23 protein-coding genes are annotated in these 22,959 nt (G+C 71.0%); 6 read left to right on the top strand and 17 right to left on the bottom strand.

Annotation, left to right across the window (positions count from 1 at the left end):
• Positions 1-273: 273 nt before the first annotated feature.
• The 14 genes from ACZ6WH_RS23540 to ACZ6WH_RS23475 all read right to left on the bottom strand — a co-directional run bounded on the left by ACZ6WH_RS23540 (position 274) and on the right by ACZ6WH_RS23475 (position 13,849).
• A complete protein-coding gene (locus tag ACZ6WH_RS23540; protein WP_469730303.1) occupies positions 274-1,782 on the bottom strand; it encodes an aldehyde dehydrogenase family protein in 1,509 nt (502 codons plus the stop codon).
• 250 nt (positions 1,783-2,032) lie between these two features.
• On the bottom strand, positions 2,033-3,121 hold the full coding sequence (locus ACZ6WH_RS23535) for a tetrahydrofolate dehydrogenase/cyclohydrolase catalytic domain-containing protein (RefSeq protein WP_469730301.1): 1,089 nt from the start codon (positions 3,119-3,121) through the stop codon (positions 2,033-2,035).
• A 9-nt stretch (positions 3,122-3,130) separates the two neighbouring features.
• Entirely contained in the window at positions 3,131-3,586 is a 456-nt protein-coding gene (locus tag ACZ6WH_RS23530; protein ID WP_432858108.1) for a hypothetical protein, read from the bottom strand.
• Positions 3,587-3,606: 20 nt separating this feature from the next.
• Positions 3,607-5,043, bottom strand: coding sequence for a hypothetical protein (locus ACZ6WH_RS23525; RefSeq protein WP_469730299.1), 1,437 nt, complete (start codon positions 5,041-5,043; stop codon positions 3,607-3,609).
• Between the two features lie 29 nt (positions 5,044-5,072).
• Complete coding sequence (locus ACZ6WH_RS23520; RefSeq protein ID WP_469730297.1) at positions 5,073-5,462, bottom strand: hypothetical protein; 390 nt, start codon at positions 5,460-5,462, stop codon at positions 5,073-5,075.
• Between the two features lie 25 nt (positions 5,463-5,487).
• On the bottom strand, positions 5,488-5,895 hold the full coding sequence (locus ACZ6WH_RS23515) for a DUF4913 domain-containing protein (protein ID WP_432858103.1): 408 nt from the start codon (positions 5,893-5,895) through the stop codon (positions 5,488-5,490).
• On the bottom strand, positions 5,892-7,661 hold the full coding sequence (locus ACZ6WH_RS23510) for a type IV secretory system conjugative DNA transfer family protein (protein ID WP_469730295.1): 1,770 nt from the start codon (positions 7,659-7,661) through the stop codon (positions 5,892-5,894). The genes ACZ6WH_RS23515 and ACZ6WH_RS23510 overlap by 4 nt, the downstream gene beginning before the upstream one ends.
• Complete coding sequence (locus tag ACZ6WH_RS23505) at positions 7,658-9,118, bottom strand: ATP/GTP-binding protein (protein WP_469730681.1); 1,461 nt, start codon at positions 9,116-9,118, stop codon at positions 7,658-7,660. The genes ACZ6WH_RS23510 and ACZ6WH_RS23505 overlap by 4 nt, the downstream gene beginning before the upstream one ends.
• Before the next feature lie 38 nt (positions 9,119-9,156).
• The gene (locus ACZ6WH_RS23500; protein WP_469730293.1) at positions 9,157-10,644 is read right to left on the bottom strand and encodes an SCO6880 family protein; all 1,488 of its coding nucleotides are present in this window, start codon (positions 10,642-10,644) and stop codon (positions 9,157-9,159) included.
• 134 nt (positions 10,645-10,778) lie between these two features.
• Positions 10,779-12,038, bottom strand: coding sequence for a hypothetical protein (locus ACZ6WH_RS23495; RefSeq protein ID WP_469730290.1), 1,260 nt, complete (start codon positions 12,036-12,038; stop codon positions 10,779-10,781).
• Between the two features lies 1 nt (position 12,039).
• Positions 12,040-12,798, bottom strand: coding sequence for a DUF8175 domain-containg protein (locus tag ACZ6WH_RS23490; protein WP_469730288.1), 759 nt, complete (start codon positions 12,796-12,798; stop codon positions 12,040-12,042).
• A gap of 22 nt (positions 12,799-12,820) precedes the next feature.
• On the bottom strand, positions 12,821-13,096 hold the full coding sequence (locus ACZ6WH_RS23485) for a hypothetical protein (RefSeq protein ID WP_469730679.1): 276 nt from the start codon (positions 13,094-13,096) through the stop codon (positions 12,821-12,823).
• 137 nt (positions 13,097-13,233) lie between these two features.
• Positions 13,234-13,416, bottom strand: coding sequence for a hypothetical protein (locus ACZ6WH_RS23480; RefSeq protein WP_432858095.1), 183 nt, complete (start codon positions 13,414-13,416; stop codon positions 13,234-13,236).
• Between the two features lie 73 nt (positions 13,417-13,489).
• Positions 13,490-13,849, bottom strand: a complete 360-nt coding sequence (locus ACZ6WH_RS23475; protein ID WP_432858093.1) for a hypothetical protein — start codon at positions 13,847-13,849, stop codon at positions 13,490-13,492.
• Positions 13,850-14,287: 438 nt separating this feature from the next.
• Here ACZ6WH_RS23475 and ACZ6WH_RS23470 point away from each other — a divergent pair, with 438 nt between their 5' ends.
• The 6 genes from ACZ6WH_RS23470 (at position 14,288) to ACZ6WH_RS23445 (ending at position 19,474) form a co-directional block, all read left to right on the top strand.
• Entirely contained in the window at positions 14,288-15,235 is a 948-nt protein-coding gene (locus ACZ6WH_RS23470) for a peptidoglycan DD-metalloendopeptidase family protein (protein WP_469730285.1), read from the top strand.
• Between the two features lie 31 nt (positions 15,236-15,266).
• Positions 15,267-15,929: a hypothetical protein gene (locus tag ACZ6WH_RS23465; RefSeq protein ID WP_469730283.1), complete on the top strand. Its 663-nt coding sequence runs from the start codon at positions 15,267-15,269 to the stop codon at positions 15,927-15,929.
• 28 nt (positions 15,930-15,957) lie between these two features.
• Entirely contained in the window at positions 15,958-16,455 is a 498-nt protein-coding gene (locus ACZ6WH_RS23460; RefSeq protein WP_469730281.1) for a hypothetical protein, read from the top strand.
• On the top strand, positions 16,452-17,549 hold the full coding sequence (locus tag ACZ6WH_RS23455) for a hypothetical protein (RefSeq protein WP_469730279.1): 1,098 nt from the start codon (positions 16,452-16,454) through the stop codon (positions 17,547-17,549). The genes ACZ6WH_RS23460 and ACZ6WH_RS23455 overlap by 4 nt, the downstream gene beginning before the upstream one ends.
• Positions 17,550-17,707: 158 nt before the next feature.
• Positions 17,708-18,661 carry a hypothetical protein gene (locus ACZ6WH_RS23450; RefSeq protein WP_469730277.1) on the top strand — a complete coding sequence of 318 codons (954 nt, stop codon included), beginning with the start codon at positions 17,708-17,710 and terminating at the stop codon, positions 18,659-18,661.
• Positions 18,662-18,793: 132 nt separating this feature from the next.
• Positions 18,794-19,474, top strand: coding sequence for a hypothetical protein (locus ACZ6WH_RS23445; RefSeq protein WP_469730275.1), 681 nt, complete (start codon positions 18,794-18,796; stop codon positions 19,472-19,474).
• Positions 19,475-19,558: 84 nt separating this feature from the next.
• Here ACZ6WH_RS23445 and ACZ6WH_RS23440 read toward each other — a convergent pair whose 3' ends face one another.
• The 3 genes from ACZ6WH_RS23440 to ACZ6WH_RS23430 form a co-directional block, all read right to left on the bottom strand.
• Complete coding sequence (locus ACZ6WH_RS23440; protein ID WP_469730273.1) at positions 19,559-20,548, bottom strand: malate dehydrogenase; 990 nt, start codon at positions 20,546-20,548, stop codon at positions 19,559-19,561.
• Positions 20,549-20,990: 442 nt separating this feature from the next.
• The gene (locus tag ACZ6WH_RS23435; protein ID WP_469730271.1) at positions 20,991-22,349 is read right to left on the bottom strand and encodes a helix-turn-helix domain-containing protein; all 1,359 of its coding nucleotides are present in this window, start codon (positions 22,347-22,349) and stop codon (positions 20,991-20,993) included.
• Between the two features lie 179 nt (positions 22,350-22,528).
• Entirely contained in the window at positions 22,529-22,957 is a 429-nt protein-coding gene (locus ACZ6WH_RS23430; RefSeq protein ID WP_469730269.1) for a DUF3017 domain-containing protein, read from the bottom strand.
• Between the last annotated feature and the right edge of the window lie 2 nt (positions 22,958-22,959).

The raw sequence follows: 22,959 nt of genomic DNA, 5'->3' as shown, positions 1-22,959 counted from the left end.
GCTCCTTGTGGTTTTTCAACGTGCGTGCGGTGGCGCAGTTCTTGAGAGCGGATGCGCTCGGCCGGTGGGCGGGAGCGCCCGGCGTGCGCGAGCGGTGGTCGCTCTGCGGGGCTGCGGTTCCGCTGGGCCGCGTCCTTGCGGCCGGGAAATTCAGGGGGCGGGCCGGGCCTGTCACCGGGTACGGGATACGGCCGGGCCCGCGCGGAGGGGCGGGCTGCGGGTGGCCGGGCGGGCCGCGACGGTGCTGCGGCCCACCCGGTCACCGCGGGCGGGTCAGCCCGCGAACCAGCGCACCGGCTCGGGGCGCAGGTTCTCGTAGATGTGCTTGCTCTCGCGGTACTCGTCCAGGCCGGCCGGACCCAGCTCGCGGCCGATGCCGGACTTGCCCATGCCGCCCCACTCCGCCTGCGGCAGGTAGGGGTGGTAGTCGTTGATCCAGACGGTGCCGTGGCGCAGCCGGGCCGCGACCCGGCGGGCGCGCGCGGTGTCACCGGACCACACCGCGCCGGCCAGGCCGTACTCGGTGTCGTTGGCGAGCGCGACGGCCTCGTCCTCGGTGGTGAAGGTCTCCACCGTCAGGATCGGCCCGAAGGTCTCCTCGCGGACCACCTTCATGTCGCGGTGGCACTGGTCCAGGATGGTCGGCTGGTAGAAGTAGCCGGCCTCGGGGCGGGCGTCGCTCGGCTTCGGGCGGGAGCCGCCGCAGCGCAGGCGGGCACCCTCCTTGAGCGCGGACTCGACGTACGCCTCGACCTTGTCCAGCTGCTGCTGGGAGACGAGGGGGCCGCACTCGACGCCCTCCTCGGTGCCCCGGCCGAGCTTGATCCGCTCGGCGCGGCGGGCCAGTTCGGCGACGAAGCGGTCCTTGACCGAGGCCTGGACGATCAGGCGGGCACCGGCGGAGCAGACCTGGCCGCTGTGGATGAACGCGGCGTTCAGGGCCTGGTCGACGGCGGTGTCGAACTCCTCGTCCGTGGAACAGGCGTCGGCGAAGACGACGTTGGGGTTCTTGCCGCCCAGCTCCAGCGCGATCTTCTTCGCGCCGGACACCGCGGCCGCGCCCGCCTTCGTGCCGCTGACCAGGCCACCGGTGAAGGAGAAGAGGTCCACGTCCGGGTGCTCGGCCAGCCGCTGGCCGACGGGCACGCCGGCGCCCGTGACGATGTTCGCGACACCGGTCGGCAGACCGGCCTCCACCAGCAGCTTCACCAGGTGCACGGTGGACATCGGCGTGACCTCGCTGGGCTTGATCACGAAGGTGTTGCCGGCCGCGATCGCCGGGGCGACCTTCCAGCTGGCCTGCAGCAGCGGGTAGTTCCAGGGGGTGATCATCGCGCAGACGCCGACCGGCTCGTACACGACGACGCTGTGCACGTCCTCGCTGCCCGCGTCGACGACCCGGCCGCCGCTCTCGTTCATCACGAGGTCGGCGAAGTACCGGAAGGCATTGGTCACGTCGTCGACGTCGACGCGGCCCTCCTCCAGCGTCTTGCCGGTGTCGCGGCTCTCGATGAGCGCGATCTCCTCGCGGTCCCGCTGCAGGAGGTCCGCGACCCGGCGCAGCAGCGCGGCCCGGTCGCTCGCCTGCGTACGGGGCCACTCGCCCTGTCCCCCGGCGAAGGCGCGCGACGCCGCGGCGACAGCCGCGTCCACGTCCTCGACGCCGCCCTCGGACACGGTGGCCAGCACCGTCGCGTCGGCGGGGTCGAGGACCTCCCGCGTGGCGTCGGATGCGGCGCCACGCCACATCCCGTCTACGTGAATGGTCTCGATTGCCGACACGTCCGCTCAGCCTTCCAATTCCACTTGCCGTTCTGTGCCTGCCGGTTCACACCAGCAGCAACATCGACCCCTCCCCTCTTATCCGGCGCTCATGCGCAAAACTTCACCAAAAGTGACCGGGGTCACCGCGACCGGACCGCAATGTGCGGTTTTGCCTTATTTACAAGCGGCCGCGATGCCCCTGGGTGATCAATAACCGGCGCTCGCTTTACCCGAGTGGCGACGATTTAAGCAGTTTGCGTGTACAGCGTCAGCGGCCGTGCCCGCCGGACGGCCCTGACGGCGGGCGGGGAATCCGCGGGCGCGCCGGCGCGGCCTGCGGACGGGCCGCCTGCTGCCCTGCCGCGGGCCCGGCCTGCGGCCCCTGCGAGGACCGGCTCCGCAGCTTGGCGGCCTGGGACACCGGGGACGCCGGCGCCTGCGTGGCACCGGCGCCGGCCGTGGCCTGCGCCTGCGCGGACTGCTCACGGTTCAGGTACGGCTTCGCCGCCACCTGCCACGGTGTGACGTGCGGGTCCACCTCCTTGCGGACCACCCGCTCCATGAGCGTGGCCATCTCCACCGGGCCGATCCCGCCGGGCACCGGCGTGAGGTGCTGCGGGATGTCGTACGCCTCGCGCCGTACGTCACCGCGCACGCCGCCGTCCGGCTGCGGCACGAAGCCGGAGTCGACCACCAGCCGGTGGTGGGGGCGCAGATGCTCGGGCCCGAGGATGCCCGGGTTGCCGGTGACCGAGACGACGATGTCGGCGTCCCGGACCCGGCGCAGATCGTCCCCCGCGTCCAGCTCGATGGGGCGGTGGCCGTTCTCCTTCAGCTGGGTGACCACGCCCTGGCCCACGAAGCCCTTGGCGCCCACGACCGCGATGGCCGGGTTGTCCTGCGCGAAGGGCTCCACCACCCGGCAGATGCCCTCCGCCGTGGCACAGGCCCGGTACGGGGAGCGGTCCTTCAGCAGCGCGTCGATGTCCTTCCGGGGGTCCATCCGCTGCACGAGCGGCATCAGATGGGCCGGCGGCGGGAACTGCACGATGATCGCGCGCGTGTCGGCGTCCCGGTTGCACCGCTCCAGGACGGCGGCGAACTGCGCACGGTCGGCGCCCGGCGGCAGCACGATGTGGTCCGCGCGGAACCCCAGATGCTCGAAGCTCTTCACCTTCTGCTCGGCGGAGACCCGGGACGCCTGAAGACGCGCCTGCCATTCCGGCGGATCTGTCGCGGCGGGCTCGAAGCGGATGATCGCCACCCGCTTGCCGGTGGGCTCAACGACGTCCTTGTAGTGCTGGTACAGGGCACGCGCCTGCCCCAGCACCTCCCTGCCGGATACGTGTTCGGTCATCGGCCGTCGTCAGCCCTGGTGACCCAGCGTCGTCAACACCTGTGCGACCGGCTGGAGGTGCCAGCCCTCCAGCAGCGTGGCCACCTCCTGTGCCGACAGGGGTTCGTCACCGCGCAGGTCGTCCCGGTGCCCACTGCCGGCATCGCCGGTGACGTCGATCCGGTGGAACGTCTCCGGACCGGTGGGGTCGTGGTACGAGAACGCACCGAAGTGCGCGATCCACACGACGCTCCCCAGCTCCTTCGTCAGCCGGCCCTGGAGCACGGGCACCACGGCGTCGGCCACGCTGCCGAAGTCGTCGGTGATGCCCCGGTCGTCGGGGTTGCTCGCCAGCTCGGACACGACGACGACGGTCCGCCGGGCCGCCGGGTCGTGCACCGCGCGGACCAGGGAGTGCGCGGCTCCGGCCCGGCGGTGCCGCCACTCGACGACGCCGGTGAAGCGGGGGGCGGGCGTGTGGTTCATGCGTTCTCCTGTCAGGTGCTTCAGCGGTTCTCAAGTCCTGTGACGAGCAGCCCCGCACCGTTGTTCCGGGTGACGAAGAGACCCGAGCCCTTCAGGACCCGGAGCGGCAGCTCGGTACCGATGGGCAGTGCCTTCACCGTTCCGTCGGCGGCCCGCACCTCGGCGACGGTGCCTTCCGTGTCGGCGAACGGCACGCTGGCGTAGGCGATGCCGTCGTCGCCGACCGCACTGATCAGCACGCCCTTGCGGCTCTCGTCGCCCGCGAGGCAGGTGCCCTTGCGGTCACGGGTGTCGAAGAGGACCGGCCCGTAGGCCACGTACCGGCCGCTGGGGGACGCCACGACCCTGGGCTCGTCCTCGGTGTCCAGCGCACTGACGTTGGTGGCGGCACACGCGGTGCTCGCCTGGATCCGGCCGTTCGCCGCATCGTGCACGGACCAGATCCGGTCGTCCTGCGTGTCCTCTCCCTCGGGTGACCATTCGGCGACGAGCCGGGTACCGGCCGTGCCGACGATGGCGCCGTTGCGGTCCCCGCTCTTGCGGAGGGGCCCCTTGGAGGCCCCGTCCGGGATCACGTCCTGGCTGCTCCAGTGCCCCGGCACCTCGAAGCCGCCGTCCATCTCACCGGCCGCGACCGGGCCGTCGGCCGTGATCGCCGCCACTCTGGCCGTGCACCCCTCGACCTCGCACTCGACACCCAGCTTGCTGCCGTCGCCGTAGCTCGTGACCTTGCCGGTCTCCATGTCCACCGAGGCGCCGAACGTCGAGTAGCCGTCCCAGGTGACGACGAGGCCCGCGCCGCCGTCCCGGACCTGAAGGTCGTCGGGATCGGCGTTGACGAGCGGGGTGCTGTCGTCCTCGTTCTTGAGGGGCACGGAGACACGGTGGGCCGGCGCGACGCTCTTGCCGGAGGCGTGAACGGGGAAGATCTGCAGCTCCACGACCTCCTTGCCGCTGTTCAGTTCGTCCCTGCCCCGGACTCCGTGGGCCCAAGCGACCACGTAATCGCGGCCCTCCTGGTGGACCGTCGTCACGCCGGGCAGCTCGGGCTCGTCGCTCTGGAACGAGCTTGCTTCGGTCACCTCCGACAGCGGAGTCGGCGGCGACCACGGCTTGCCCGTCCACTCGACCGTGCCCGTCGAGGCGTTCCTGACCTGGACGGCATAGCCGGTCTCGTCGATCACCGTCAGGTAGGCGACCCGGTCGGACTGTGCCGACGCGGCCACGGGCACGGTCTTCGCGCCCTCCGGAAGCCAGGTGAGCCGCTGCTGCCACCCCTCGCGGCTCTTGTAGCCGGAGGGCGCGGTGATCTCCGTGAGCGGTTCGGCCGTCGCGCCGCCGCTCTCCCGCTTCACTTCCTTCCCGGACCCCTTGGCCGGGGTGGAGCTCCCGCTGCCGCACCCGGCCAGGAACGCTCCGGCCAACACCACACTCAACAGCGCCTTTGCGCTACGCACGAACGTCCTCGCTTCGTTGGATGACTCGGTCAGCGGAATCGTGACGGGCCCGGTGGGCGCCGCCGGGAGTTACGGGCCACGACGGCCGGCGGGGTACGGGACGGCGGGTCCGGGCGGAGCCGGGGAGCTGGCCCGTCCGTCCGCTCCGCGCCCCGCTCCTCCTCATGGAGCAGCTGCGCGGCGACGGCGAGGGCTTCCTCCAGCGTGGCGAAGAGGGTTCTCGGCGGGGTGGACTCCCCGCTCGCCGAGGACCCCGCCGACACCCGCCACAGGCCGTACGCGTTCTCCACCACGACGGTGAGCCCGCCGTGCCGAAGTTCGATCACGACGCCGCCGGGTTCTTCCCGCACCTCGGCGGCGGCCCCGCCCACGATCCTGCGGACGGCCGCGGTCAGCCGGCTCAGCTCTGTCCGGCGCATCCGGCTCCCTCGCTCCCGTACCCGGTCACCCGTCGTACGCGTCGACCTCCGGTGCGGCCTTCGCGCGGTGCGCGCCGGCCTTGCAGCCCGCGAACGGGCCCGCCGGATCGCGCAGTTCGAGCATGGCCGGGCCGAGGTGGTCGCGGTGCCACACCGCGGGCCCGCTCGCCCCCGACGCCGGGTCGGTGAGCTCCTGCCACGCGAGCCACAGCGCGTGCAGCCGGGCCACCGCCTCCGCGTGCTCCCACCAGCGCGGGCACCACGGCGACTGGGAGCGGGCCTCGCGCCCGTAGACCGGTACGAGCAGGCCGTTGACCCACAGGGCGAGGCTCCGCAGCTCCTCGGCGTACTCGTCGCCCTCCAGGTAGAGGATGAAGGGCGGGGCCTGCGGCTCGGCGCCGCCCACCCCGCCGTCGAACGTCTGTGCCGTCACGGCTTCTCCATCACGATCTGCGCCGCACGCGCCGTCATCGCCTGCGACTCGGCTTGCGCGGCCGCCTGAATGCGCTCGGCGCCCGGCTCCTTGAACCACGGCCGCAGCCGGATCAGCGCCGGCCGGATACCGGTCGCCAGCAGCAGCGCGGTCCCCTTCGGCAGCGCACGGATCCGGTCGACCGGCATCACCCGCTCCTGCCGGTACGAGGTCGACCGGGTACGGCCGTCCTTGCTGCGGGAGATGCTCACCGTGCTCACATCGTGCTCGCCCACCAGCTTGGACACCTTCTCGACGAAGTCCGCGTCGTCGAGTCCCGCACCCAGCATCTTGATCGTCGCGGCGCTCCACAGGGCGTCCATGCCCGCGTCGCCCCACACCCGGCTCCCCTGCCGGTAACTCTGCAGCAGGGTCACGACGTTGATACCGCGGGAACCGAAGTGCGAGTAGAGGTCCGGCAGGTCGGAGATGCGGCAGACGTTGGCCGCCTCGTCGAGCACGGCGGTCATCGGCGGATCCAGCCGCCCGCCCTGCCGCTCCGCCGCGACGGCCCCCGCGCGCATCACCGAGTCCGCCAGCGCGGCGATGACGCCGGCGGCCGAACCGCCGCCGTCCTTGGAGAGCAGATACAGGGTGTCGCGGCTGAGCGCGTGCCGCTGGGGCGAGAACTGCGCGACCCTCGGGTCCGGGGTCACCCACGCCGAGATCCTGGGGTCGAGCAGACAGGAGACGCACTGCCGGGCCGTCTCGAAGATTCCGTCACGCGTCTCGACCGCGCCCTGGATGGTGCCCTGCAACTGCGCGGCGAGCGCCGGCATCTGCGCGTCGTTGAGCAGGTCGATCGGCGTACGGTCGGCCGGGTCGGCCAGCCAGCCCAGCAGCTCGGTCACCTGCCGCTGTCCGCGGTTCGCTGCGTGCAGCAGCGCGGTGAGGGTGTTCTGCGCCGCGGAGATCCAGAAGTCCTTCTTCGAGGCGTCGTCGTTGACCGCGCCCACGAAGTGCCCGGCCAGCCGCATGGCCCCTTCGATGGTGGACGCCTCCGCCAGCATGTCCCACCACATGGTGCGGGGCGTGTGGGCGATCCCCTGCGGGTCGAACGTCCAGACCGTGCCGACGCGCTCCCGCTCGGCCTTCGTGACCGTGTAGACGTCGGCCTTGTTGGAGGTCAGGATCACCGGGCCGCGGGCGCGCAGCGTACGGGGGACGGCGACCCCGGTCGACTTGCCGGACCGCGGCGCCATCAGGTGCAGCTCCACGTCCTCGTACGAGGACCGCAGCTCGGGGCCGTTCGGTTCGAGGTTGCCCAGCAGATTGCCGGTGTCATCGGGGTCCAGCCTGCCCGACTTCGGCAACGAGGGGCGCAGTGAACGGGACTTGGCCGCCGCCTCCTTGGGCAGCAGCACGGCCAGCTCGCGCTTCCCGGCCAGCCCCTTCGGCTTGGCCAGCCGCCGCCGGAACGCGGCGACCACCACCACGATCAGCACGATCGCGAGAACGAAGAGGACGACCATGCCCGCGACGACCGCGCCCACCGGGGCGTCCGGCCACAGTGCGGACGGGCCCTGCTGCACGAGGCCGGCCATGGACGCGAGGGAGAAGGGGGGCGGGTTCCAGCCCGCGCCCGACACGGCGGCGCCGAGCGTGCCGCCGAACCACGCGCCGAAGAAAGCAAGGAAACAGAAGGCGGCAACGGCGACGATCACCCACGGCAGCAGGTCGTCGGCTCCGGCGCCTCCCTTCCGTCCCCCCGTGTACGGCTTGCTCATCCCCGTGCCCCTATGTCTTCCACCGGATTTCCGGCCCCGACCCAGCGGGTGTTGGTGTTGTGGAGCTCGCGCTCGGTGTCGGTGATCGCCACCCGGATCGGAATGCCGGGGCGCCCGCCCACCTTGATCAGGAAGCGGCCACGGCCCGGCGGTTCCTCGTTGCCGCCGGTACCGGCCCAGCCGGGCGGCGAGGACCAGGACGACACCAGATCGATCTCGCGCTCCGACAGACCGACGATATTGCTGAGGTCCTGCATCTCCGCCTTGGGCAGCCCGGCGCAGACCACCATCCCGGCCCGCTCGACGAAGCCCCTGGCCTTGGCCCGGTCGGCCTCGCTGCCCAGCGCCTCCGCGTCCTTGAGCGTGTGCGTGATCTTCGCGTCGCCGAGGCCCAGCGAACGGTTGAGGCGGGTCAGCGCGTCGATCCGTTCCACGATGCCGGACGCCGCGCGGAGCGGCCGCCACAGCTCGTCGAGGACCGTGAAGAACCAGCGCCGCGGCGCCAGTCCGGCATCGGAGAGGGCGTGCGCGGCGGCGACCGTGCCGAGCCCGTCCGACCATGCCGCGAGCATCGCCGCGGCGGTCAGCTGGGTGTCGGCCTCACCGATGCGGGAGATGTCGATGCACACCGCCGGCGCGTTGGGGTTGATCCGGGTCGAGGTCTCGGAGGCGAAGGTGCTGCCCAGCGGACCGTCGAGGATGCCCAGCAACGAGCGGTGCAGCGGGTCGACGGCCTCCCGGTAGCGGGCCATGTCGCCGCGGTCGAGCGTGACGGCACGTACCCGGTCCGGCCCCTCGTCGAGCACCCGGAGCAGGTCGGGCAGGAGCGGCGCACGTCCCGTGGGCGTCCGTTCCCTGAGGTGGTGCAGGCAGGCGGAGACCACCGACATCTCGTGGTCGCCCATCGGCTGCCCGCGCACGATGGTGATCAGCGCGGCGACCATGTTGAGCACCCGGCCATGGGCCTCGGAGGTCAGGGCCCGCCCCGCCTCACCGCCCAGCCGTTCGGCCGCCTCGCCCATGGCACCGGGGTCGAGGACGTTGATGCCGCCGACGCCACGGCCGATGGAGATCACCTGGCCGCCCAGGGCCCGCACCGTGTCGGCGTAGTCCGGCTTGAGGTCGCCCAGCACCAGCGGGACGACGCCGGTCGCGGCCAGGCCGATGAGCATGCGGTTGACCAGCGTCGACTTCCCGAGGCCCGGCATGCCCAGCATGAAGAGGGACGGGTTGGAGATGTAACGGGCCCTGGTGAACCACGAGATGGGGTCGCCGCAGACGGTCGCACCGGTGTGCAGGTGCTGGCCGAGCGGCACGCCGGTCATGGGAGCGCCGGAGCCCGCAGCGAACGGCCACAGGCCGCAGGCCTGCACCGTGGTGGCGCGCCACATCGTCGGCGGGTCCATGTTCGCGACCTGCCCGCCGCCCGGCCCGTACCAGCCGCGGGACGGCGCCATCGGCGCACGCGGAGCGCGGGCCTGAGGCTTCTTCCTGCTCACAGCGCCTCCCGGATCTCGCGCGGGATGAGCGTGTGCTCCCACGGCAGGATCCCGACGGGCAGCGTGCAGGTGAACGCCGACGCCTGCATACGGTCCGCGGGCCGCATCAGCACGCGCGAGGACGCCTGGAGGTTCCGTACGGTCGTGGCCGCATCGGCGAGCTGCGACTCGTCGTCGACCGTCACCGTGAGCATGAGCGAGAACTCGACCAGACCGGCACCCGACGCCTCCTCGGCAGCCGTCTGCTCCGCGGCCCGCATCTCATTGGACGCACGCGCCTGGACCAGGCCACGCCCCGACGACGCGGTGAAGTGGGCGTTGCGCCGGTCCGCCTCGACGATCCGCGCCGAGGTGGCCGGGTCGATCGGGCGGTAGACCAGGCACACCCGCTTGCGCCGGGTCCCGGGCGCGGGCTCCAGCAGGCCCCGCAGGACGTTGGAGCGCACGGTCCCCCGCGGCGCCAGCGTGAGCAGCCAGCTGCGGGAGACTCCCGAGTCGTGGTGGTAGGAGGTGACCGACTCCACGGCCGAGGCCGGCCCGGCGTCCTCCCATTCGAGCCCGGTGGACTTGTTCTCGGCCCGTACGGAGAGGATGTCCGGCGCGATCGCCGGGTCGTACGCGACGCGCACGGTCTCCGCGATCTGCTCCGCCGAGAGCGGCCGCGCGGAGCCGCCGCCCGCGGCGACCAGACCGGACAGCAGCCCGGGCAGGCGGATCGCCAGGTCGGTGACGACGGTCTCGGGGTCACGGCGGGTGCCCACGGTCCCGTACGTCAGCGTGACGTAGGTGTGCATCTCCGAGGACGCGGACGGATACCGCTCCACGACCTCCTCCATCACCGCACGGGCCGCGGCCGGAGCGGTCGGCGAGAGCCTGGGCAGCACCTCGGCGGCCAGCCTGGTCCCGGTGTCGGGCGCCGTCTCCACCACCACGGACGCGCCCCGCAGACCCGGCTCGTGGGAGAGCCTGGCCAGCCAGTCGCCCCAGGAGGCCACCCAGATGTCGATCTGCTCGCCGTCGATCAGCGAGCCGCCGTCGGGCTCGCAGGCGAGCACGACCGTGTACAGATTGCGCCCGGGGTGATGCAGCACGCCGAACGGGCGGTCGTACGCGTCCCTCCCCTCCCGCATCTTCACCCGGGCCAGCAGCCCGGGAGGGGAGAAGCGCCCGCCCGGCCGCCGCGACAGCGGACCGGAGACGTAGATGTGTGAGCCTTTGGACTTCCTGCGCATCCAACCGATCCGAACTGCGAGCAGCTGATAGATGTTCCGTCCGTCCACGGTGCGGACGGCGACGGGCGCGACCACCAGGAACAGCGGTACGAGCACGGTGATCGCGGCCATGAGGGAGATCAGGGACGCCAGCAGGACGACCACCAGCCCGCCGAAGGTGGCGACCGTGCCGAGCAGGCCGAGCGGCCCGAGCCCCGGCCTTCTGGGGCGCCGCCAGTTCCCGTACGTGGGACGCGCGACTTCGGAGGCCATGCGATTCCTTTCAATGAGTCCCTGCGACGCCGGGGAGCACGGACGCGCTCCCCTGTCCCGGCCGCGGCCGACGGAACACCGTCAGCCGCGGCGGCCGGGCGCGGACCCGCGTCGTGGGCCCGCGTCGTGGCCGGCTATTCGTTGTGTCCCTTGTTGCCGTCGTTGTCACCGAGGGAGTTGACCACTTCACTGGCCGCCTGCACACCGGTCTGCACGGCAACCGCAGCCGCCTGCGCGGCTGTCGCGGCACCAGCCGTCGCCGCACCGCCCGCAGCGGATGCCGCGCCGCCCCCGGCAGCCCCCGCACCACCGCCGGCCGCACCGCCACCACCGGCGGACGCGCCCGCGCCACTGGAGGGCGATCCCTTGGGCGTGCTCGCGCCACCACCACCGCCGCCACCGCCGCCGGCTCCGGCACCGCCGCCACCACCGCCGCCGCCACCGCCACCACCACCGGCAATGCTGACGGCACCGGTGGCGATGTTGTTGGCGGCACCGATGGCCACGGAGCCACCGGAGGTGTCCCCGAGGGCCGCGGTCGCCGGGACGACGAGCTTGAGCAGGGCGGGGAGCGCGAAGATCCCGAGGATCAGCACACCCAGTCCGGCGATGATCTGATTCAGATCACTCGTGCCCTGGGTCATCGCCGCACCCGCGTAGAAGATGAGCGCCGCAGCGGGCTTGTACAGCAGCCACGCGGCCAGCCACCCGATGTGCTTCTTCCACCAGCCGCTCCCCCACCCCGTCATCGAGGCGGCGGCGGACAGCGGCAAGGTGCCCACCAGCATGACGAGCACGCCGATGCGCAGGTACATGAGGATGATCTGGACAGTGACCGCCAGCACGGCGAGCAGGCCGAGGATGATGACGAGTCCGGGGCTGGTCGCGGCCATCGGAACGAGCGCACCGACCAACTGCGCGCCGTTCTTGCCGATGTGGGCCTGGCCGTAGATGTATTCCGCGTACCGGTCCGAGGCGATCGTCAGCGATCGCATCGCGGTGACCGACACGGCGGCCACCAACACGACACGCCACATACCGTGGAAGGCCTGTTGCATCGACTGGCCTTTGCGGTCCAGCGCCATGCGGATCGCGGCGATGAGCAGGGAAGCGACGGCGACGTAGCCCACGAGCCAGTTGAGCTGGTCCTGGATCTTGCCGATCGGGTTTTCCCCGCTGTAGATGCCATCGGCGTCGACCTTCATCCACAGCCCGTTCAAGGCGTGCATGACCGAGTCGACGGCGCTGCCGATGGCCTCGGCGAAGGCCCTTACGGCACCGCCGAAGGCGGACTTGGCTACGGACTCGGCGCCGCCGGCGACCTTGTCGGCGCCCCAGCTGATGGCGTCCTTACCGCAGTTGACCGGGTGCTTGATGCAGTCCCCGAAGCCCATGTCACTTGCCCCACTTCACGAAACCCTCAGGACCCGAGGTCTGCGAGAAGCCGCTGTAGGGCGAGCCGTTCGGCTGCGCGTCGACCTTCCAGTCCCCGTCGAGCCACTTGAGGGAGACGGAGCTGGTGGCGTACTCCTCACCGATCTTGAGCAGGATCTGGACGGTGGCCTGCTCCTTGGAGTACGTCAGGACGGTGAACCCGTAGAAGTTGCCCCCGGATTCCTGCGTGCTGTTGCGAGGGTCGTCCTTCTCCTTGGCCCGTTCGCTGACCAGCTTGTCGCGCGCGTCACCGGGTACGAACTGCTTCTCCACCACGTCACGCCATCCGGGGTACGGCAGCTTGTCCGTAATGGCGTTCACCGCAAGGGCAGCACCCATGGGGCTGTGGGAGTAGCACGACCACACATTGCCGTCGAATTTCTTCGGGCCGTAGGTCTCCGACACCGGAACCGGAACGCTTCCGTAGCTCTTCCACAGCATGTCGGCCGGCGCCTTCTTCGGCTTTTCCTGGTCGCTGTCGTCCGTCTTGCAGCCGGCCGGCCGGTCGTCGGCATCGGCACCGTCGTCCTTGCCCGGCGTCGGGGCGGCGTGTGACGGCCGGTCGTCGCTCGGCGCCGGTTCCGACGAGCCCCCGCGCACCACGAGCGCTACTCCGGCAAGTACCACTACGGCCAGCAGGAACCCCGCCGAGATGATCCATCCCCGCTGCTGCCAGAACGGCTTTTCCCACTCGCCGCTGGCCCCGGAACGCTTACCCATGGACTGACTCCCTTTCGCTTCGTCAGAAGACGAAGTTGACCAGCGGACCGGCGGTGGCGACCAGGACACAGCCGCCCAGCACCATTCCGAGGCGTCCCATGTGCTCGGAGCCCTCGCCCCGGCGCATCGACATCGCCATCATGGCGCCGGTGATGAGCACGCCCGCGACACCCGCCGCGGTGCCCGCCCAGGCGACGATGCCGAGCACTGTGTCCACCTTCGAAGTGAGCTCCGCCGGAGCGTTGCTCTTCGGCTGCGGGACACCCCCGTCAGCGAGATACCGGTACGCGTCTGCCATCTTCACGGCTTTCTCCTTATTTCATTTTCGAGCTGCTCGCCACGATCCCTTCGGGCCGGCAGCGTGAAAGAACGGCTCCCCCGGGCGCGTTCGGATTCGATCAGCAATTGCGCACGCGCGCGGGAGAATTCAGTTTGCTAGAGGATGAAGTTCACGAGAGGCCCGGCGGTGGCCGCGATGATGCAGGCCCCGAGCACGGTGGCCATTTGGACGATGTGGTCCTGCCCCTCGCCCGAGCGCAGCGACAGCGCCATCTTCGCGCCGACGATCAGCAGCCCCATGACTCCGGCCGCGGTCGCCACCCAGGCGACAATGCCCATGACCGTATTGAGCTCACGTGTCACCTCCGCCGGAGGCCCCGCCAACAAGAATGTCGTCACCATTGCTCCACATCTACTGAACGGGGTGCCCTACGAGGCGTGCCAGAGCCAGGAGTTCACGCGGGAGCGAACCGTCGAGCTTCGCGCCGGTGCGCCAAGCCGCGATCCACGGCACCCGGTGAACGGCCACCGCAGATCCCAAGATCTTTATTCGCTGCTGGAGTTCGCGCGGCAGCCGCCCGGGAGCGTCCGCGACGAGCACGACCGCACCGATCTGGAGTCCCGCGGGCTGTTCACCGCGCCGGAACAGGTCCAGCGTCTGCGACACCCCGGTCAGCCCCGCCGCGTGTGTACGCGCGACGAGCAGGAGCGTGGCGGGCTCGCCTCGCGACGGGTCCGGCCAGCGCTGACCGACGTCCGCCCCGCCGAACAAGGTCGCCAACGTGCTGGCGCCGGCGCCTCCATGGACATTCACCCAGGAGAACTGCTGCGGCACAGGCGGCTGTTCGTACGCGGCCTGCCGCTCGGCCGACGAGGAGTCTCCCCCGCCGCCCACCGGCCCCCGAACCCAGATATCGGGCCCAAAGGGCACTTCTCCCACATTCCCCCGCACCGTTCTTCTCCCCCGTAAAACCAACTATTCCGACTCATTCGGGCGGCCGCGGTGCTGGTTGGCCGCCCAAGTCGGTGTTGTGCAACGGGATGACGTTGGTTCAGTCGATACCCGCGCGATGCATGATGCCAGCCGCGCTAAGGTGTGCGCTACCCAGGATCTGCAAGCACGGGGGGATGCATGTCACGGGGTGGAGGCGGGGTCGCGTGGGCGATCGGCGGTGCACTCGCGGTAGTTTTTGCACCTGTTGTCCTGTTCATGGGCATTGCAGGTGGCGACGGAGAGGAATCGGACCCACCGTCCGTCGGTAACGGTTCCCTCAACAGCAAGCAGGTACCGGAAAAGTACGTGGCCTGGGTTCTCAAATCGGGGTCGCAGTGCGCAGAGATCGGCCCGGCCGTGATCGCCGCGCAGATCGAGGCGGAATCGGGCTGGAACCCCAAGGCCGTATCGCCCGTGGGCGCCGAAGGCCTTTCGCAGTTCATGCCCGGCACCTGGAAGACCTGGGGCCGCGACGACGACAACAGCGGCACCATTTCCCCGTACGACGCGGGGGACGCCATCATGGCCCAGGGGCGTTACGACTGCGCGCTCGCGAAGCAGATCAAGCCGTACGCGAAAAGCGGGAATGTCCTGGATCTGGCACTCGCCGCCTATAACGCCGGCCCCGGCGCGGTCCAGAAATACGGCGGTATGCCGCCGTACGACGAGACGACGGCCTACGTCGCGCGCATCAAATCCTTGATCGCCAAATACGAGCAGGCCACGGGCGGGGGCGCCGAGGTGCCGGCCGGGCAGAAGATGGCGATGCCGGTACGCGGCAACCCGCCCGTCACCTCGCCCTACGGGATGCGCATGCACCCGACGCTGCACGTACGCAAGCTGCACACCGGCATCGACTTCGGGGCCCCGATGGGCACCCCGATGCGCGCCTCACTGAAGGGCAAGGTGACCTTCGCGGGCTGGTCGACGGGGTACGGCAACCGGGTAGTGATCTCGCACGGAACGATGGACGGCAAAAAGGTGTCGACCACCTACAACCACATGTCTGCCATCAACGTCCATGTCGGGCAGGAGGTCACCACCGGTCAGCAGGTGGGGGCGGTGGGTTCCACGGGCTTCTCCACAGGTGCACACTGCCACTTCGAGGTGCAGCTGAACGGCAACTACGTCGATCCGGCCCCGTGGCTGGGGATCAAGAAGTGACAGTGGGAAACGGGGGTTCGAGGTGAAGACCATGACGGCGGCCGTCGGCATGCGGCGAGCGGGCCTGGCCGCGGCCGTGGCCGTGAGCCTGACCGCGCTCGCGGGCTGTGGCCTTCCCGGGCTCGAACGCCCCGAGCAGAAGGTGAAGCCGACGGAGCCCTCGTTCGCCGAGAAGGCCCCGCTCCCTTCGGCGAAGCCGCTCGGACCCGACGCCAAGGTGCCCGAAGCGCCGAAGCCGGACCGCAGTGATGCCACCGCCGTGGCCGAGGCGTGGGCGCTCGTCGCGTACAGCTACGACACGAAGTACGACATGAGCCCGCACGACGCGATCCTGCGCGCCATCCCGTACCTGACCAGCAAGAAGGCCAAGGACGAGCGCAGCTACCACCCTGCGGCCGGCGCCGGCAACGACTGGAACACCTGGGCGAAGCACAAGGCGTGGACCAAGGTGAAGCTCCACCTGGAGGTGGACGGCGACGCCCCGGCCGACACGCCCACCAAGGCCCATCGGCAGATCTCGGTCGCCGGCACGGCCACCGGCCGCGACGGCTGGAAGGGCGTGGGCCCGCGAGTACAGGCCTTCGTCACGCTCGTCCGGGCCGACAAGAAGGCCGACTGGCAGGTCAGCCGAGTCGACGCGGTCCCGGCGGCAATCGTCCCCAGCGCGCCACCGTCCTCGGCCAAGCAGGGTTGATCACTTCACTGAGACGTTGGAGAGGGAAATGACGGCAGAGTACGAGTACTTCATCGAGACCGACGAAGACCCGCAGGTGCATCGCACCACCGAGGACCTGTGGCGGCGCCCTCTTGGTGGTGAGGAATGGGAGTACCTGTCGTTCTTCGACTGGGAGTGGCACCACGCCGGGCCGGGCCAGAAGGTGCAGAACGGGCCTGAACCGGCATCGCTGACGTCGGTCACGCCCGAGAGGGCGATGGAGTTGAAGGAGGACCGCGGACGGTGGTCCCTCTACTGGGCTGTCTACCGTGCTGAGCCCCGCCCGGACGAGCGCCCCGGGGGTGTCGTGCGCCGGAAGTACAGCCTGGAGACCGGACGGGACGAGGCGTTCGGCAGGGACAAGACCTGGGTCCCCACCAAGGCGATCTTCGACTTCCACAGCGCGTCGCCGCACGACCCGCCGCACCTGGTCCCGATCACCCCGGGTGAAGCAGAACGAATCATTCAGGAGACGCGCGGCGTGTCCGGGGCCACAGCACAGTGAGTGAAGAAATCGGCTGGCAGGGGCGGGCGGACAAAGGAGAAGCTCACCTCAGGCTGACCGCCGACGAAGACGCGCTGGTTCAGGCGGCATGGCGCCGTGCTGAGGCCGCACGGCCTGCCTTCGACACGATGATGCGTGAAATCCGGGAGCGCACCAACGGACAAGGCAGTCAGCTCCCCGGCGACAAGATCTCCGACGGAATTGTCGAGATCGACTACTCGCTGAAGACTCTCGAATCCCTGCGCGGGAAAGTCGCCCGCGAACTGTCGGACAACCCCACGGGACAAACGGCTGCCGAGATCCTCGCAGACATGAAGGATCTCAATCGGTACACGCTGCTTTTCGATTCGCAGTCGTACACCCAGGGAACGCAGGCGGCATTCCACGAGTTGAGAAGTCACGGGTTCGACGAGATCAAGGTCCAGAACACCTGGACCGACCCCGTCTACAAGGGCATCAACAGCGCCTGGGAACACCGCGAGTCCGGTCAGCGCATCGAACTGCAGCTCCATACCCCGGACAGCTTCGATGTGAAGATGGCCAACCACAAGCTCTTCGAGCTCGCCAGGTCGGGAGCGCTGATCGAAGAGTTCGGCAAGGACAACGCCGGGCCCTACATCGACGCGGCCAACCAGCTGATGAACGACCGGTACCAGACGTGCCGCGAGGTCAACGGCGAGAAAGCCCCGATCGTCGAGCCGGTCGGTCACGAGCAGTTGGCCAAGCCCTTCGCCCGCGCGGAACTGTTGGGCACCGCCCAGGAGCAGCACCTCGCCGCCGTGCGGGAACGCGCCGGCGAGCCCGCGCCGGCCGTGGCGCAGAACAAGTCCGTGCAACAGAACATGTCCGTCGCCCAACTCGCCGAACTGAAAGGGGGAGTGCAGGCCGCACAGGCCAAGTCGGCCACTGCCGCGCAGCAGTCGGGGCAGGCGGCCAATCCCGTTGCCGGTGTGGCGCGCAAGCGTTCTGCCCTTGGGAACGCGCAGAGCGCCGGGAACACCACGACGCAGGGGCCCGCCGCCCAGCAGAACGCCGCGCGTCCCCGGCAGTTGCCCCAGCAGAACAACAACGCCGGCCCGCGCCGGAATCACTGACGAAGCCGCTGCGCGTCCACGGCGAGACCCCGAGTGAGTGCGATATGCCTAGATTCCGCCGTACTGAGCGGAAACCGGCTGCTGAGCAAGGCCAGCAGCCGGCGCCGACTCCGTTCGACGTGCTGATCACCGAGAACGGTGACTGCACGGTCGGCGGAATGCCCGTGACCCCGTCCGGAGACGAGGCGCTGCACGACGCGGTGCTGAATTACCTCTACCGGTTGGCCATGGCCACCGGGCACCCCGTGCGTGCCTCGGTACACGACGCTCGCAGCGGCTTCCTCACCCCGATCGAGGTGCAGACGGACGGCTCCAGCCACTTCACCGGCGAGCCGGAGCAGGTGGCCCCGCCGGCGGCGGTACCGCCCCGGACCGCCGCGCCGTCCCCCGCGCCCGCGCCGCAGGTGCCCGAGCCGCAGGCGCGACCCCACCCGCAGCAGATCGATCAGCAGGGCGATCAGCGGAGCGCCCCCGCGGGGCCACCGGCACCGCAACAGGCACCGCACCACATAACCCAGCCGACCGCGCCCGCCGCGCACGTGGCTCCCCCCGCGCAGAGCGTTCCGGCCCAGCAACCGGTCCAGCAATCGGTCCAGCAGCCGGTCCAGCCGGCCCCCGCTCCGGGGAGTGCCGCGCCCGGCACCATTCCGCCGGCTCTCGCGGAGGCCGTCAGCCGGATCAATGACGCCGTCCGGCTGGGGCACCTGGAGTTCGCCGCGTCCACGGCCAACAGCGCGCTGAACTCCGCGGTGCAGGAGTTCGGCGTCGGCCACCCGTACGTGCTCCACCTTCAGGAGCTGTTCGCCCATATCGCGTACCTGGCCCACGACACCGTGAAGTCCATGGCCATCTACCTCGATGTCTTCGACTTCCGGTACCGGCAGCACGACCCCGCCGCCTACGACACGTTCATGCGTGCGGCCAAGGTGTGGTTCGCCATCAAGGAGCCGCAGCAGGCGATGCGCTACGGACAGCAGTTGGTCAACACGTGGGTCGAGCTCGCCCGGGCCGGCGGTCCGGCCGCGACGGACGGGGAGAAGATCGAAGCGGCCCAGAAGCGGCTCGCCCGGCTCACCCAGCGTTCCGACGCCCCGGGGCAGGCGCCGGCGTAGGCCACGGCCCGGCCCGGTACGGCCCCGCGGCGACGTGGCCGTACCGCTTTTCGTCCCCCGTCAACACCCGTCAACCCGTCACCGCTGCCGTGGAGGACATGCATGGATCCCAGGGTGCAAGGACCACAGCACGTGCGCGGACCTCAGCACGCGCAAGGACCACAGCACGGACACCGGTCCGACGACGATCAGGCGCTCCGGAGGCGTCTCGGCCGGGAGGAGCGCGACCGGGCCGAGCAGCCGGCTCAGAGGGAGCGGGAGCGGGCGGCGGCAGCGCGCGAGCGCTCCCCCCGCGCCAAGGTCGATCTCTACGTGAACGAGTATTCGGGGACGGTCACCTGGCGTACGCGTATGACGCCGGCCGAGAAGCGGTACCGGGCCGCCGAGCGGCCAGGGGCGTCGCGGCAGGTGTCGGCCGACGACCGGAAGCGTGCGCAGGCGGCGGCGCTGCGTTCTGTCGGGCTCGACCCGAAGCGCAGCAAGGGCACTGGCGCAGTGCCGATTCCCGCCCATCCCGGGACCGTGCTGGCCGCCGCTCACACCTCCGTGGCCGGGATGACGCCGGAGCAGCTGAACAGCCACGCGGCGCGGGTCAGCGCCCTGCGTTCGCGGCTCCAGGGCGACACCGCGCGTGCGGGCCGCATGCCGACGAGCAGCGCCGCCCGGCTGCGCTCCGGCCTCGACGCCGCGCGGGTGCACTCGCTGCGTGTGGAGGGTGCCTCGTCGGCGCGGGAGCTGGCGCAGCGGCACCAGCAGCCCCGGCACCCGCGGGCCGGTCAGCGGCAGAGCGGGCCCGCGGCTCCGCATCGCTGACGAACGCATCGGGCGCGGCGTACGGAAGAGCCCGTGCGGCTCACCCCAGCGGGGTGGGCCGCACGGGCTCCTGAAACCGTCGGATCAGATGAGGCCCAGGCCGCGGACCGCGTCGCGCTCCTCGGTCAGCTCCTTGACCGAGGCGTCGATGCGGGTGCGGGAGAACTCGTTGATGTCCAGGCCCTGGACGATCTCGTACTTGCCGTCCTTGGTGGTGACCGGGAAGGAGGAGATGATGCCCTCCGGCACGCCGTAGGAACCGTCCGACGGGATGCCCATCGAGGTCCAGTCGCCGGCGGCGGTGCCGTTCACCCAGGTGTGGACATGGTCGATGGCGGCGTTGGCGGCCGAGGCGGCCGAGGACGCGCCACGGGCCTCGATGATCGCCGCGCCGCGCTTGGCGACGGTCGGGATGAAGTCGTCGGCCAGCCACTTCTCGTCGTTGACGGCCTCGGCGGCGTTCTTGCCGGCCACCTCGGCGTGGAAGATGTCCGGGTACTGGGTGGCGGAGTGGTTGCCCCAGATCGTGAGCTTCTTGATCTCGGAGACCGGGACGCCGGTCTTCTTCGAGAGCTGCGAGAGCGCACGGTTGTGGTCCAGGCGGGTCATCGCGGTGAAGCGCTCGGCCGGTACGTCCGGCGCGGCGGCCTGGGCGATCAGCGCGTTGGTGTTGGCCGGGTTGCCGACGACCAGGACCTTGATGTCGTCCGCCGCGTGGTCGTTGATGGCCTTGCCCTGCGGCTTGAAGATGCCGCCGTTGGCCTCCAGGAGGTCGCCGCGCTCCATGCCCTTGGTGCGGGGGCGGGCGCCGACGAGGAGGGCGACGTTCGCGCCGGCGAAGGCGACGTTCGGGTCATCGGTGATCTCGATGCCCTGCAGCAGCGGGAAGGCACAGTCGTCGAGCTCCATCGCGGTGCCCTCGGCGGCCTTCAGGCCCTGCGGGATCTCCAGGAGCCGCAGCTTGACCGGCACGTCGGCGCCGAGCAGGTGACCGGAAGCGATGCGGAAGAGGAGTGCGTAGCCGATCTGGCCGGCGGCGCCGGTGACGGTGACATTGACGGGAGTGCGGGTCATGGCGATCTCCTGCGGCGAGTTTCTTCTGGGGGCAAGCCCCAGAGCCACCATGGTTGCGGTGGGCGGTGGGAGTTCCTGCCCATGTATACGGAGCCCCTCGACGCCTTGATGTATCTCGTCGATGTATCTCGGTATCAAGAGACCCGGGCGTCAGGCTATCGGACGGCGGAGCACCTCCGGTGACAGGCCGGTGTGTGACTCCTCACCGCCCGTCACCCCGCCGGTCGCCGGCCGCGCGTCCGAGAACGCCCGGCCGGTCCGCGGCAGGGGTGGGCGGCCGTTCGCGACAAGGAGGGGGAGCGCGAACGGCCGCCGGGTGGTGCCACGCCCGTGGGGGGCCGACCGGTCGTCTGCCCCGAATCGGCCGGGCCATGCCCCCCGTTCCGCGGTACGCCCGAATGGCCCAGCTCCGCGGGTCCGCGGCGGGTCCGCCACGCGCCGGTCAGGGCGTGCTGGACGGGGCCGCACCGCCATTCCGCGCGGCCTGCGGCTCGGTGCAGCTCTGGTAGCCCGCGCTGGTCGTACCGCATGCCCTGGCCTTCTCCGGCGGGCCGCTGACCCGCACCATCACGGTGTACGCCGAACCGTCCCGGCCCGCCGTCGCCTCCTCCGTACGCCCGTCGGAGGTGACCGTGGCCCGGTCCCCCTGCGCCGCGCCCGTCAGCCGGGCCCAGGCGGCGCCGCAGACCTTGCTGTAGCGGACCTCGATCAGCGCGCCGCCCATGACGCCGCGGGACGGCGTGGTGGCGTGGTCACCGCCGCAGCCCATCTCCTCGGGGTCCTTGCCCGCGCAGTCGTCGCCCGCGCACTTCACGCCGGCCGGCAGCCGCGGTTCCTGGGAGGCGGCGGGGGCGGGCGCGGGCTTCGCCTGCTGTCCGCCGCCCCCGCCGCCGAGCAGCAGTACCGCGGCGGCGATCAGCAGCAGCGCCCCGACGACGCCGGTCACGAACATCGTGATGCGACGGCGGCGTTCCGGGTCGTGCGCCGGGCCGAAGGGCGGCCGCGGGTCCGGCCCGTAGGGCGAGTCCGATCCGTGGGGCGAGGCCGGCCCGTAGGACGAGTCCGATCCGTAGGGCGAGTTCGGCCCGTACCGGGGCGGGGCGGGTGCGGGAGACGACGACGGGGTGGCGGAGGCGGGGCGGGCCCCCAGGGCCGCGTAACCAGCCGCTGCGGGGGCCGCGTGGGATTCCGCGGCCGAGTCGTCGGGAGAGCGCCGGTGCGGCACTCTGGTCGCGGCAGGGGCCTCGTACGGGGCGGCCGGCGCCTCGTAGGGGGCGACCGGTGCCTGGGAAGGGGCCGCGGGCGCCTCGGCGGGGGCCGCCGGGGTGGGAGCGGCGGACGGCGCAGTGGAGGCGGACGGCGCGGCGGCGGCATCGTCGGAGCCGCTCTTGGCGACCTCCCCGGGGCCGCTCTTGGCGGCGGACCGCTTGCCGGGTTTCTTCGCCGTCTCCGGGGCGGGGCCGAACTCCCCCAGTGCGGCGCGCGCCTCGGCGACCCGTATCGCTTCCATCGTGACGTCGTGGCGCATCTCCGCGCGGCTCCAGGCGCGTTCGGCCAGCTCCCACATCGTGGTGAGGTGGCCGGTGTGCGCGCCCGTGGCCTCGGCCAGCGCCATCACCGCGCGGCGCGGCGGGAGCAGCCGGCCGTTGAGGTACCGCTCCCAGGACGTCTTGCTGTAACCCGTACGGTCCGCGACGGCCGATATGCTCAGGCCGCTGCGCTCCACCAGCGTGCGTAACTGACCCGCGAACTCCCTCACCTGCGGATCGAGTTCGTCCGGTAGCGCCCTCCAGCGAGGCATTGCCTCCCCCTATCCCCCCGAACTGCTGCGGCTATCCGTTGGGATGCCACTCGTCAGGATGCCAGTTCCCGGCGAGGGAGCGCAGGAAAGCATTCACGGTTCGGACACGCGCCTGCGCGCGCCGCACACGTCCGGACGCTCCTGTTCCGGGCGCCCGGACGCCGTTCGGCGCACGGTGATCAGCGCACCGTGAAGTGCACGATGTCGTCGAGGAAGGGCAGCGAGAGCCAGGGCTTGGGCTGGATCATGAGCGCCAGCATCACGATCACGAAGCCGAGCCCGCCGTACGTCGCCATGTCCGTGAAGCGCGACCGTACGGCGAGCATGCCGACGGAGGGCAGGACGCGCCGCAGCACGGCACCGGCCAGCAGCGCCAGCCCGATCAGCAGGGTCCCCGCCCGGAAGGCGTCGAAGGCGATCACCAGCAGCCCCAGCGCGACCCCGCCGATCACCGTGAGCAGCGGCCACTGCCGGACCGGCGCGGGCGCGTCACCGGGCGCCGCGCGCCCGCCGCCCTGCGGGCGCGCCGTGTCCTTCGTGATCAGCGGAAAGCGCCGGGTGAGGCGCTGCGGCCTGGACACCCCGTCCGAGTGTGCTCCGGCGTTCATGC

The organism is Streptomyces sp. NPDC050806 (genome assembly GCF_055586425.1).
This window is presented reverse-complemented; position numbering and strand designations above follow the sequence as displayed.